Genomic DNA, 12283 nt, shown 5'->3' with positions numbered 1-12283 from the left:
GCCAGCCGAAGAAAGTTCGGATCGCGGCCTACACTCCCGATCATGGGATGGTGGTCCGCGGCCCTCGAGCAGGCGCGGCAGCTGGTCGGGCTGCCGCGCCCCATCACGCTCGACCTGCAGCCGCTGCACACGTTCGACCTCGCCCCGCAGCCGGTCGACCGGCTGCTCACCGCGATGCGCACCGGCGCCGGCCCGGTCACCCGCGACCAGGCCATGTCGGTGGCCGCCGTCCAGCGCGGCCGCAACGAGCTCTGCTCGATCGCGACGCTGCCGCTGCGCCTCTACCGCGGCCTGGACGTCGTCCCGTCGCCGCTGTTCCGCCAGTTCGACCTCGACGTCCCGAACGTCGTGCACCTGGCCATGACCGTGGAAGACCTCGTGCTCGAGCGGATCGCGTGGTGGGAGGTCACCGGCCAGGACTTCGACGGCTACCCGGTCGCCGTGCACCGGATCGAGCCGTGCCGGGTGCGGCTCAAGCGGCCGGACGGGCCGCCGCGGCCGGGCGATGCCCGGTGGGTGTGGATCCGCACCGAGGATGACAAGGCGTGGCGGCAGGTGTCGGCGGCCCTGATGATCCGTTTCGACTCGCCGAACCCCGGCATCCTCAAGGCCAACGCCCGCGCGATCCGGATCGCTCAGCGGCTGGACGAGCTCACCGAGATGTACGCGAACAACCCGGCGCTGCGGGAGTACTTCACCGACGCCGATGACCCGTCGGTCGATCCGATGGAAGACGACGAGATCGACGCGTTCCTGTCGGAGTACGGGGCGATGCGGCAGCAGCGACCGTTCGGGTGGATCCCGAGCTCGGTCAAGCGTGTCGAGGGCGGTGTGCCGTCGCCGAAGGACTTCACCCTTGTCGACCTGCAGCAGCAGGTGATGATCGCGATCGCGAACGGGCTGGGGGTCGACCCGGAGGACATCGGCGTGTCGACCACCTCGCGCACGTACCAGAACGAGGACGCCCGCCGCCGCGACAAGATCAACCGGATGTACGCGCCGTATATGCGCGCGATCACCGACCGGCTGTCGATGGGCGACGTCATCCGCCGCGGCTACACGGTGCAGTTCGACCTGACCGACTACCTCAAGCCGGACCCGCAGGGCCAGGTCGACTACTGGAAAGGGCTCAAGGACATGGGTGTGACCGACGAGGCGGAGATCCGCGGCTGGGCCGGGCTGTCCGGGCCACCCCCGAAGGCGACGCCGGCGGCCGCGCCGGCGCCGACCCAGAACGCGCTTCCTCCGGTCCGCGTCTCGTCGCAGCTCGGCCGATTCGACGGTGACGGCCCCGCGTTCCGGTTCCACGCCACCGACTTCGCGGCGCCGCCGCCGGCGCCGACCGTCGACGAGGCGGCCCGCACGATCACCGGCCTGGCCGTGCCCTACAACGCCGTGGCCAACAAGTTCGGGCTCCGCTACTCGTTCAAGCCCGGCTCGCTCGAGTACTCCGACCCGGCGCGGATGGCGCACCTGAAGGACCACACGACGCCGGTCGGTTTCCATCGCTCCGTCAAGGACTCCGCTGACGGGCCTGTGGTGGAGCTGGCGGTCCTGGACGGCCCGGACGGTAGCCCGGCCAAGGCCGAGCGGGATCAGCTGCTCTACGACGCCGCGCACGGCCTCTACAGCGGCCTGTCGATCGGCGTCGACTTCAGCATCGACCCCGAGGACGGCGACGTCGAGATCGGCGACGACGGCACCTACAACGTCGTCCGCGCGACCTGGCGCGAGACGTCGACCACGTACCTGCCCGCTTTCGACGATGCCCGCGTGACCAAGGTGGCCGCGAGCCTGACAGGAGGAACCATGAAGTGCCCCCACTGCGGGCTCGCGCACGCGCCCGGCATCGCCTGCGCGACGTTCGCTGCGCAGCTGCGCACCGACCCGCCCCCGGCCGCCCCGCCCACGCCGGCGGCCGCCCCGACGCTCGAGCAGTTCCACGCCTGGCTACAGACGCAGCCGGCCGCGGCTCCGCCGGCGCCCGCGCTGCCGGCCGAGCCGCCGACGGCGGTCAACCCGAACCACGGGTCGGTCCAGGTGGTTGAGCCGTTGCCTTACCGCTACGACCGCAAGGGCAACCTGCGCGACGGCACCCACGATTTCAGCTCGGACATCTCGGCGGCCTACAACCCGAAGTACCGCGGCGAGCTCGACCCGGTGACCGCGCAGGGCCGCATCGAGGCCTGGCTCAAGCACGCGTTCGACCCGCAGGCGCCGGACCTCGGCCGCCTCGACCCGCCCGGCAACGCCGCGCAGCAGCAGTTCGCGATCACCCCGGCGAACGTGGTCAACCTCAACTACCCGCAGAACCATCCGGAGATGTACGTCGACCAGCTCGACTACCTCTACCCGATGTACCAGGCGTTCAACAAGGGCACCCTCGACACGGTCACGCCGTTCGTGCTGCCCAAGTTCAACGCGAGTTCCGGCCTGGTCGCCGACCACGTCACCGGCACCGAGCCGACCCCGGGCGCGTTCACCGCGACCGCGCAGACCATCACCCCGTCGCCGCTTTCCGGCAAAGTCGAGATGACGCGCGAGGTCCTCGACCAGGGCGGCAACCCGCAGGCCTCCGGGCTGATCTGGCGGCAGATGGTCCGCGGCTGGTACGAGGGCATCGAGGCCGCGATCCAGGCGTTCTTCGTCGCGAACGCGGCCAGCATCCCCGACATCAACCTCGGCGTGGCGGTCACCGACGCGGTCATGGATCAGGCCCTCGCGACTGCGATCACCGCGCTGCAGTACATCCGCGGCGGAGACCGCTACTCGCGGGTGTTCACCCAGATCGACCTCTACCAGAAGCTGGCCAAGGCGGTCGACACGACGAACCGCCCGTTGTACCCGACGCTCGGGGCGATGAACGCGTCCGGGCAGATGGGCCCGGAGCAGAACTACCTCAACGTCCGCGGCAAGACGTTCGCGCCGGCCTGGGCGACCGCGGCCACCGGCTCCGTCGCCGCGTCCAGCTGGATGATGGACCCCGACGTCGTCGGCGTCTGGCTGTCCACCCCGCAGCGCCTCGACCTCGAATGGCGCGTCGCCTGGGTCGACATCGGCATCTGGGGCTACAAGGCCCTCGCGATCACCGACTTCACCCGCACCCGCGAGCTGGTCTACGACCCGGTATAGGGATCACAGGCCCGGGGCCACTCACGCCCCGGGCCGCCCCTATCCCCTCGAATCCGTTGCTACGTAAGGAGATCCGATGTCCGAGACGAAAGACGAGATCGCCGCGGAGCGCGATCGGCTGCAGGCGGAGAACGAGCAGCTGCGCGGTCAGCTCGCGTCCGCCGGCGCCGGCCGGGCGTACGCGCCGGCCCAGCGGTTCCAGCTGTCGGAGGGCGACCGGCAGGAGCTCGAGATCCGCGGCGTGGTCAACATCGGCGGCCGCATGTGGACCCGCGAAGAGGTCCTCGCCGAGCTCGCGAAGACCGGCCCGGACGCGTCCGGAAACAACGACCAGTCCGGCGTGCAGATCGCCGAGGCGCCGGCGGGGACCCGGGTTGACCCGGGCACGCTGCCGACTCGCACCGGCCCGGGCGTGGCCGGCGTCGACTTCGTGTACCCGTCGGTCAAGCGCGGCGCGATCGACCCGGCCGTGGCCGGCACGCCGGGCATCAACGGCCCGGCCGCCGATACAAAGCTGGGCGGTTTCGAGCCGGCCCAGCCCGACGACGTCGACCTCGACTAGGGCCTGGCCGTGCCCTGGAAGCCCGACTACATCACCGTGTCGCAAGCCACGGCGTTCCTGCGCGTCGACGACACGGTCGATGACGTCGAGATGGGCAACTGGGTCACGGCCGCGTCCCGCGCGGTCGACAAGAAGACCAACCGGCAGTTCGGGCAGCTGGCCGCGCCGGCCGCCCGGGTCTACCGGCGGCCGCCGGCCTACGACCCGTCGACGGGTATGTGGCTGCTCGAGATCGACGACGTCCAGGACGTGACCGGCATGCTGGTCAACGGCGTCGCGTACGCGAGCTCCGGGGCCACGCTGCTGCCCGACAACGCACCCGCCGACGGCGTCCCGTGGGAGCGGCTCGGTCTCATCGCCCCGCCGATCATGCCGGGCCCGGGCGTGCCGATCTCGTACACGATCACCGCCCGGTGGGGGTGGACGGCTGTGCCGACGCAGGTGATCGCCGCGTGCAAGTTGCAGTGCTCGCGGTGGAACGCCCGCCGGGACAGCCCGTACGGGATCGCGGGGTCCCCGGACAACAACTCGGAGATGCGGCTGCTGGCTCGGCTCGACCCGGACGTGGCCACGACCCTGGCCGGCCTGTCCCGGCGCCGGAAAGTGGGCTGACGTGGACGTGTACGCGGTGATGGACGAGATCAGCACCCTGGTCCACACGATCACTGGTCTGCGCAATGCGACCTGGGCGTCCCGCAGTGTGGCCTCGCCGGCGGCGATGGTCGGGTGGCCGGAACGTGCCGATTACGTCGGCACCTATCAACGCAAGCAGACGCGGATCCCGGATCTGCCGGTGCTCGTGCTGTGCGGCAAGGCGTCCGAGCGGGTCTCGGCCAAGCGGCTCGGTGAGTACGTCGCCGAGACGGGCGCCCGGTCCATCCCGGCCAAGATCATGTCCCGGGCCGGTTCGTGGGTGGCGTGCGACCTCGTGGACGTCAAGTGGGTCGGCTTCCCGGCCGCGACGGTCGCCGGTATCGATTATCTGGCCGCCGAATTCCACCTCGACGTCATAGGAAAGGGCACCTGATGGCATTCGTTCACGGTCAGTTCACCAAGGTCACCGTCGCGACCAAGGACATCAGTCCTTACATCAAGACGTCGACGTTCACCGAGGAAGCCGACTTCCACGACACGACGGGCTACAACCCGACCGGAGGCCGTAAGACGAAGGCCGGCGGTCTGCTCGACGGCAAGTTCGTCATGTCTGGCAGCTACGACAACACCGCGTCGACGGGGCCGCGTAACGCGCTGCGGTCGCTGCTGGGCACGTCGGTCTCGGTCGTGCGCAACGTGGAAGGCCTCGGCACGGGCAAGCCCAACGACGCGTTCTCCGGGGTGCTGACCAAGTACGAGGAGACCAACCCGGTCGACGACATGGTGACGTGGTCGGCCGAGATCGAGATTTCCGGCGCGGTCACCACGACCGCGCTGCCGTAGGGAAGGCCTTCGGATGACGAATCTGACTCGCGAGCAGATCCTGGCCCGCAAGACCGGCAAGGGCACGGCGACCCTGCCGGACGGCAGCACCGTCGCGATCCGCGCGCTGACCCGTGACGAGGTGCTGGAGTCGCAGGATCTGCGCGAGCTCGCCGACCGGGACAACTTCATCATCGCCACCGGCCTGACCAACCCGAAGCTGTCGGTCGACGACGTGGCCGCGTGGGCCGCCGAGGGCGACGCCGGCGACCTGGTCGCGGTCAGCGAGGCGATCGCCGAGCTGTCCGGCCTCAAGCAGGGCGCCGGGAAAAGCGGCGTACCTGGCGCTTGAGGAAGACCCGGACCTGGAGTTCGAGTTCTACCTCGCCCAGAAGCTCGGCCGGACCGTCGCCGAGCTGAGGGCGTCGATGGGCAACGACGAGTTCGTGGTGTGGACCCGGTTCTATGCCCGCAAGGCGCAGGCCCAGGAGCTGCAGCACAAGATGGTGGGAGGCTGAGATGGCCGCGAAGATCGAAGTGCAGGGTCTACGCGAGTTCCAGCGCGCCCTCCGGTCGATGGACGCTGCTCTGCCGAAGCAGATGCGGGTGGCGCTGAACGAGGCGTCCGGCGTGGTCATCGACTACGCCCGGCCGCGGTTCCCGCGTAAGTCAGGCCGGGCCGCGGCGTCGCTGAAGGCTCGCTCGTCGCAGCGCGCGGCCCGGGTCGCGCTGGGTGGCGGCCGAGCCCCGTACGCGCCGTGGCTCGACTTCGGCGGGCAGGGCCGGGTGAAGGGCCGGCCCCCGAAGCGGGAGTTCATCAAGGGCGGCCGGTACGTCTACAAGGGGCTGGAGGTCAACCGGGAGCAGATCACCGACAAAATGAGCGCCGCGCTGACCGAGCTTGCTCGCTCGGCCGGCCTTGAGGTGACCTGATGCCCAACCAGGTGACATTGACGTTCGCCGGCGAGGAAAAGCCGCTCACCGACTCGTTCGACCGGGTCGGCGGCTCGGCGAAGAGGATGGGCGACAGCGTCGGCTCGACGGCACGCCAGCTCGACGAACACGCGAACGGGCTGGAAAAGGTCGGCGGGTCGGCGGACAACGCCGAGCGCAACATCATCGGGGTGCACGACGTCATCGACGGCACCGCGACGATCATGCAGGGCCCGGGGAAGCAGGGCATCGTCGCGTACCTGCAGGGCTGGGCCGACCTGGCGGGCGGTATCGCGCCGATGGCCGAGTACCTGGCGCAGACCAAGGTGGCCACGCTTGCGCAGGCCGCGGCGCAGAAGGTCGCCTCGCTGGGCGCGAAGGTGTGGGCGGGCACGCAATGGCTGCTGAACGCGGCGCTGACCGCGAACCCGATCGGCCTGGTCATCGCCGCCATCGTCGCCCTGGTCGCCATCTTCGTGATCGCGTGGAAGCACTCCGCGACATTCCGCAGCATCGTGATCGGCACCTGGAACGGCATCAAGGCCGCGGCGCTCGCGGTGGGCCGCTGGTTCACCGGCACGCTGTGGCCGTGGATCAAGGGTGTGGGCGACCGGATCGGCGGCATGTTCAAGGCGATCCCGGGCATCATCAAGCGGGCGTTCTCCGGCCTGGTCAACATCATCTTGTGGCCGTACCGCACCGCGTTCAACCTGATCGCTGACGCCTGGAACAACACGATCGGGCGGCTGCACTTCACGATCCCATCGTGGGTGCCCGGCATCGGCGGCGCGTCGATCGACGTCCCGAACCTGCCGCACTTCCACGCCGGCGGCATCGTGCCCGGCGTGGTCGGCACGCCCACCGTCGCGCTGCTGCAGGCCGGCGAGAAAATCGGCTCGGTGGGCAGCTCCGGCGACGGCGGCGGCTGGGTGGCCGTGCGCGGTGACGCCCTGATCGATCAGCTCACGACGATGATCGCGGCCCGGGTCGGGGCCCGCGGCGGCCGCGCCGCCCAGCTGGGCATCCGGATCATCTGATGGCCGCCCTCGATCTGCAGGTGCAGCTGTTCGTCGACGGCGCCTGGACCACCTATCCGGCGTACTCCGAGGAAGGCTTCACCGTCCGCTGCGGGCCCGACGTCGAATCGGGGCCGCAACCCAACCTGATCAGCCTGACGCTGGCCAACGACGACTACTCGATGGACCCGGCGAACGTCGCGTCGCCGCTGTTCGGGAAGATCGGCCGCAACACCCCGGTGAAGATGGTGATCCACGGCATCGGCATGTTCGTCGCCGAGGCGTCGTCGTGGAAGCCGGAACGCACCGTTGAGCACTCGCCCGGCGCCGGCCGCGGCCGGTCGTCGATCACGCTGACCGCCGAGGGCGTGCTGCGCCGGCTGGGCCGCTGGGAAGACCAGCTCGACTCGCCGATGACCCGGCAGACGTCCGGCTACTCGAGCTTGCTCGGCCATTGGCCGCTCGAGGACCCGGCCGGCGCGGCCCAGCTCGAGCAGCGCGTCTCCGGGGCCTCCCCGGGCGCCTACAGCGGCACCGTGACGCTGCAGGGCGACGATGGCGCCGGCGGCTCCGACAAGTGCCTCGTGCTCGGCTCGGACGGGTTCGTCGGCGGGAACTTCCTGCGGACCACCGGCAACGGGTGGCAGTGGGTGTTCGCGATGAAACTGGCGGCCGTGCCGTCGTCGGGGACGACGCTGACGTTCGCGAACATGTCCGACACGCTCGGCCGCAACTGGACGTGGGGCGTCAACTCGACACAGTTCGTGGTCACGGTCACCGACGCTGACGGGTCCGTGCTCTCGACGACGGCGTTCGGGTCGATCCCACCCAACAAGTGGATCCGCTACCGGATGAAGTGCACCCAGGCCGCGGGCACGATCACCCTCGAGCCGGCCTGGTACCCGCAGGACTCCCTCGTGATCACCGGCGGAACGATGACGTTCGCCGGCAGCACCGCGGCCAGGCCGTCGCAGTGGTACGTGCGGGGCAACGCGTGGACCGACGGCGCCGCCTACACCACCGTGTTCGCCACCTCCGACACGGTCGTCGACCTCACCACCACCCAGGCGGCCGCGGCGTTCAACGGCTACCTGGCCGAGCGCGCCGGCGACCGGTTTAGCCGGCTCATGAACGAGCAGGGGCAGACGTTCTGGATCGGCGGGGACGTGTCGAAGTCGGCGCCGATGGGGCGGCAGAAGCCCGGCCGGCTGCTTGACCTCATCCAGGAGTGCGCGGAAACCGACGGCGGCCTGTTGACCGATGAGCCGATCGCGTTGGGCATCCTGTTCCGCCTCTACAACGACCTGATCAACCAGACACCGACGATCGCGCTGACCTACGGCGTCGACGTCTCCCCGCCGCTGGACAAGACCATCGACGACGTCGGCGTGATCAACGACATCACCGTGGAGAACGCCGACGGCACGAAGGTGCATCAGGAACAGACGTCCGGGCCGTTGTCGACGTCGCCGCCGCCGGCGGGCGTCGGCCGCTACAAGAAGACGATCAACGTCAACGCGGCCGGGATCAGCCAGCAGATCGACCGGGCGAATTGGGAGCTGACTAACGGCACCCTGGCCCGGGCCCGATATCAGTCGGTCACCATCGACCTGCTCAAGTTCCCGTCGTACCGCAACGCCGTCAACCAGACCAAGCCTGGGCACATCATCACGATCGACGGTCTCGAGCCTGATCAGGTGCGCCTCCTGGTGATCAACATGACCCGGCAGGGCGGCGCGTTCGCGCATTTCGCGACGTTCAACTGCGTCCCCGCGGACCTGTACTTCACCGGCCGGTACAACGACGCCGGCCTGAAGTACGACTCGAGCTCGACGACGCTCGGGTCGGGTGTGACGTCGACGGCGACGTCGGTCGTGTTCTCGACGCAGGTCTCCAAGGAGCTGTGGTCGACGTCGAACGTGCCGTACGACGTGGCGATCGCCGGCGAGCGGATGACCGTGACCGCGATGGGCGCACCCAGCGGGACGGGCCCGTTCCTGCAGACAGCCACCGTGACCCGCTCGGTCAACGGCGTCGTCAAGGCCCAGACCGGCGGCGCGGAAATCCACCTGGCGAACCCCGCCCGCTACTCGATGGGAGGCTACTAAATGCCCAACGCCGGCGATCCGATCAGCGCGTCCGACATCGCCGAAAACGTCGGCTTCGCGCAGCTCACCGTCGACTCGAGCACGTTCACGACCACCGAAATCGGGGTGCTCGACTGCGTGTGCGCAGGGTTGATCAACGGCCAGTTCTACGTGATCACCCTGTACGTGGCCGGCCTGTCGTCCACCGTCGCCGGCGACCTGGCTTTCGCCCGCGTCCGTCAGGACAACGCGGCCGGCGTCCAGATGATGGGGCCGCAGATCTACATCCCGACGACGTCCACGTTCGGATTCCCGACGATGGCACAAGCCCGGTACACGGCGACGGCGACCGGGGCGAAGACCTTCACTCTCACCGGACAACGGCAAACCGGCACCGGCACGCTCAAGTACGGCAACGGCGGCGGCCGGGCCACGGTCCTGCGCGTCGACCGGCTCATCTGACCGAAGGAGACCCCCGATGAACAAACTCAGCTGGCCGGCCGTCGGGCTGATCGCCGTGCTCGCCGGCGTCGCGGTCGCGCTGGCCACCCTGGCGCACTGGGATCCCGCAGCGATCCTCGGCGTGCTCGGCATCCTCGGCGGCATCGGCGGCGGCGCCGCGGTTGGCGGCGCGGTCGCCGGACGAGTCGAAGACGTACACGCCGAGACGGCCGCGCAGACCCCGATCCTTGAGACCGTCGCGAAGCGGGTCAACGGCGACCTGGACGGCCGGATCGCGGCCGCGATGGAAGAAGCCGCCGAGACCGGCGCCGCGCGCGCCCTGGCCGCGCTGCGCGCGCAGGGGGCGATCCGCTGATGGCCGCCCTCGTGCCGTGCCTGGTCGCGCTGCGCGGCGAATTCGACGCCCTGTTCCCGGATCGCGATCGGAGCTCGGACGGCTGGATTGGCGACGCCGCGCACGCCGCCCGCAGCTCCGACCACAACCCCGACGCTCGCGGCCTGGTCCACGCGATCGACGTCGACACCCAGCTCGGCGAGGGCGCCTCGATGCAGGCGTTCGTCGACCACCTCGTCGGCCGCAAGGACCGCCGGCTGACCTACATCATCTTCAACCGGCGGATCTGGTCCGCGTCGCACGGCTGGAACCCGCGGCCGTACGAAGGCACCGACCCGCACACCGGGCACGCCCACGTGAGCGCCGACGACCTGCCGGCGCTCGAGCAGAACACCGCCAGCTTCCACCTCGAGGAGGTCCCCGTGAGCATGACCGCCACCGACCTGAAGAAGATCGACGACATGATCAAGGCGTCCGAGGCCCGCGTACTCGCGCAGGTAGTAGGGCTCAACGACAAGATCGGCAACGAGGGGCACCCGAACCGCACGCGCGGCCAGAACGATAACGACCTGTCGAACCTCAGGGGCTTCTTCGTGGGCGACCAGCTCGACGCGCCCAACGCCGGCGTTGTGGCCGGCTCCCCGCTGGACAAGATGACCCGCGCCGCGGAGAAGATCCTCGCGGACTAGGGCCGCTTGGGAATCAGCGCGTAGCCGTCGTCGACCGGGTGCACGTAGAAGCCGCGCATCATTCGGTGCCCCGGGCCCTCGGGCTCGACGACCAGGCCGTGGATGACAAACCAGCCTTCCCAGCCGGTCACGTTCATCTCTTCGGCGTAGTCGAACCGGATCACGAAGTCGTACGGTCCGCCCGGCCAGAACACCGTGATGCGCTCGCCGCGCTTGTGTGGCTGGTCCATGGGTCGTCCTCCCCGGCAGTGGTGGACGGAAGGGCGGGCAGGTCTCGGGACCCTGCCGGGGGCGTTCCCGGGCCCGCCCCTCCTGCCGACGGAGGTTACGTCGCGTAACCCCCACATGCAAGAGGTAATGTACGGTTTACGTCACGTCAAGATCACTTAGAGTCTACGTTCTCGGGTGTGGCGGAGGACGTGTTCCCGATGGGGCCGGAAGAGATCCGGCAGCGCCTGGGCATCTCCCGGCAGCGGGCATACATCATCATCGGCCGGCGGGACTTCCCGGCGCCGTGGCGCGAGCTCGCGCGGGGGAAGGTCTGGCGGTCTACGGACGTCGAGGCGTGGATAAGCGCGAATCGGCCGAATCTCACGGCCGAAGGTGCCGAGGACGGCTGACAAAAGGTGCGGGCCGCACCCGTCTGGGTGCGGCCCGCGTTGTCTCGTGGATACTGAATGTGCCTAGTTACCTGCTGGGGGCTGGGTGGGGGCGGGCAGCGATCTGATCGCGAGTCGGCGCTGCCTGCTTGCCACCTTCGTGTATCCCTGGGTGCTGGTGATGCTCTTATGTCGCAGGGCGTCCCGGACCAGCTCCAGATTGTTCGTCTCGTTCAGCAGTCGGGTAGCGAACAGGTGGCGAAACCGGTGCATCGTCACGCCCTCCAGGCCGAGCGAGTCGAAGTGCTCCCGGCCGTGGGTGCCGATCCACCGAGGCGTCACCGGCACGCCGCGGCCGCGCACGAGCACCGGCCCCGGCGGCCGGCCCCGCACCAGCTCCCACACCACCGGGTGCGTGTCGACGTAGGCCGGCGACCCGCCCTTCGACCGCACCACATAGATGTTTTCCTCGGTCACGTGCTGCCGGTACACGCCGCACATCTCCTCCACCCGCAGCCCGGCGTAGGAGGCGAGGTGTATTGCGGTGCGCCACGGATCTCGCGACCGGCTGGCCGCGATCTCGAATTCTTCGTCGGTGACCGGCCGCGGCACGCCGGCCGGCGAGCTCGGCTTGGCCATGTCGGCGGCCGGGTTGCCGAGCAGGTAGCGGCCGGCGGCCCAGCCGTAGAAGCCGAGGATGTGCCCGGCGTAGGTGTGGAGCGTCCAGCCCGACCAGCTGTCGTCGTGCTGCAGCCAGTCCTCGAGTTCGTCGGTACTGGCGTACGCCAGCCCGAACGGCAGGTCGTTGTGCAATTTCCGGAGGACGCGGCATCGGCAGTCCACTGTGTGTGGTGAGGCCCCCGATGCCCTGAGAAACCGCTCGTACGCGGCGATCATTTCACTCACCGAGACAGTTTCTTTACGTTTGGTTAAATCCTCAATCCGGCTCTTCATCCGACTAGCCGCGGACTGTTTAGGCGACTGTCAATCGGTCGCGCGCGCACAACTGTCCGACATTTTCCCTGGTCAGGCCGCGCTTGTTCCCCGATGGTC

15 protein-coding genes are annotated in these 12283 nt (G+C 69.3%); 13 read left to right on the top strand and 2 right to left on the bottom strand.

Features of this window, described 5'->3' with window-relative positions; all coding sequences use genetic code 11:
- Positions 1–42: 42 nt before the first annotated feature.
- From ACZ6TB_RS26430 to ACZ6TB_RS26375, 12 genes are all read left to right on the top strand, one after another.
- The gene (locus tag ACZ6TB_RS26430) at positions 43–3132 is read left to right on the top strand and encodes a phage portal protein (protein WP_465558056.1); all 3090 of its coding nucleotides are present in this window, start codon (positions 43–45) and stop codon (positions 3130–3132) included.
- A gap of 76 nt (positions 3133–3208) precedes the next feature.
- Positions 3209–3694 (top strand): hypothetical protein, encoded by a 486-nt coding sequence (locus ACZ6TB_RS26425; RefSeq protein ID WP_465558054.1) that lies wholly within the window; start codon positions 3209–3211, stop codon positions 3692–3694.
- A gap of 9 nt (positions 3695–3703) precedes the next feature.
- Positions 3704–4306, top strand: coding sequence for a hypothetical protein (locus ACZ6TB_RS26420; protein ID WP_465558052.1), 603 nt, complete (start codon positions 3704–3706; stop codon positions 4304–4306).
- 1 nt (position 4307) lies between these two features.
- Positions 4308–4721: a hypothetical protein gene (locus ACZ6TB_RS26415; protein WP_465558050.1), complete on the top strand. Its 414-nt coding sequence runs from the start codon at positions 4308–4310 to the stop codon at positions 4719–4721.
- Positions 4721–5131, top strand: a complete 411-nt coding sequence (locus ACZ6TB_RS26410; protein ID WP_465558048.1) for a hypothetical protein — start codon at positions 4721–4723, stop codon at positions 5129–5131. The genes ACZ6TB_RS26415 and ACZ6TB_RS26410 overlap by 1 nt, the downstream gene beginning before the upstream one ends.
- A 13-nt stretch (positions 5132–5144) precedes the next feature.
- Positions 5145–5462 (top strand): hypothetical protein, encoded by a 318-nt coding sequence (locus tag ACZ6TB_RS26405; RefSeq protein WP_465558046.1) that lies wholly within the window; start codon positions 5145–5147, stop codon positions 5460–5462.
- Positions 5463–5629: 167 nt separating this feature from the next.
- Complete coding sequence (locus tag ACZ6TB_RS26400) at positions 5630–6043, top strand: HK97 gp10 family phage protein (RefSeq protein ID WP_465558044.1); 414 nt, start codon at positions 5630–5632, stop codon at positions 6041–6043.
- Entirely contained in the window at positions 6043–7080 is a 1038-nt protein-coding gene (locus ACZ6TB_RS26395) for a hypothetical protein (protein WP_465558042.1), read from the top strand. Before ACZ6TB_RS26400 ends, ACZ6TB_RS26395 begins: the two co-directional genes overlap by 1 nt.
- Positions 7080–9167, top strand: coding sequence for a hypothetical protein (locus ACZ6TB_RS26390; RefSeq protein WP_465558040.1), 2088 nt, complete (start codon positions 7080–7082; stop codon positions 9165–9167). The genes ACZ6TB_RS26395 and ACZ6TB_RS26390 overlap by 1 nt, the downstream gene beginning before the upstream one ends.
- On the top strand, positions 9168–9608 hold the full coding sequence (locus ACZ6TB_RS26385; protein ID WP_465558038.1) for a hypothetical protein: 441 nt from the start codon (positions 9168–9170) through the stop codon (positions 9606–9608).
- A gap of 16 nt (positions 9609–9624) precedes the next feature.
- Complete coding sequence (locus ACZ6TB_RS26380; RefSeq protein WP_465558036.1) at positions 9625–9963, top strand: hypothetical protein; 339 nt, start codon at positions 9625–9627, stop codon at positions 9961–9963.
- Positions 9963–10631: a hypothetical protein gene (locus ACZ6TB_RS26375; protein WP_465558034.1), complete on the top strand. Its 669-nt coding sequence runs from the start codon at positions 9963–9965 to the stop codon at positions 10629–10631. Before ACZ6TB_RS26380 ends, ACZ6TB_RS26375 begins: the two co-directional genes overlap by 1 nt.
- Here the strand turns inward: ACZ6TB_RS26375 and ACZ6TB_RS26370 are convergent.
- Positions 10628–10861 (bottom strand): hypothetical protein, encoded by a 234-nt coding sequence (locus tag ACZ6TB_RS26370; RefSeq protein ID WP_465558032.1) that lies wholly within the window; start codon positions 10859–10861, stop codon positions 10628–10630. The genes ACZ6TB_RS26375 and ACZ6TB_RS26370 overlap by 4 nt on opposite strands.
- 177 nt (positions 10862–11038) lie before the next feature.
- Here ACZ6TB_RS26370 and ACZ6TB_RS26365 point away from each other — a divergent pair, with 177 nt between their 5' ends.
- The gene (locus ACZ6TB_RS26365; RefSeq protein WP_465558030.1) at positions 11039–11251 is read left to right on the top strand and encodes a helix-turn-helix transcriptional regulator; all 213 of its coding nucleotides are present in this window, start codon (positions 11039–11041) and stop codon (positions 11249–11251) included.
- Between the two features lie 63 nt (positions 11252–11314).
- Here ACZ6TB_RS26365 and ACZ6TB_RS26360 read toward each other — a convergent pair whose 3' ends face one another.
- Positions 11315–12043 carry a tyrosine-type recombinase/integrase gene (locus ACZ6TB_RS26360; protein ID WP_465558028.1) on the bottom strand — a complete coding sequence of 243 codons (729 nt, stop codon included), beginning with the start codon at positions 12041–12043 and terminating at the stop codon, positions 11315–11317.
- Positions 12044–12283 lie beyond the last annotated feature (240 nt).

Source organism: Actinoplanes sp. NPDC051537 (genome assembly GCF_055586105.1).
Note: the sequence above shows the minus strand (reverse complement) of the source record. Positions and strands in the feature narration are given on the sequence as shown.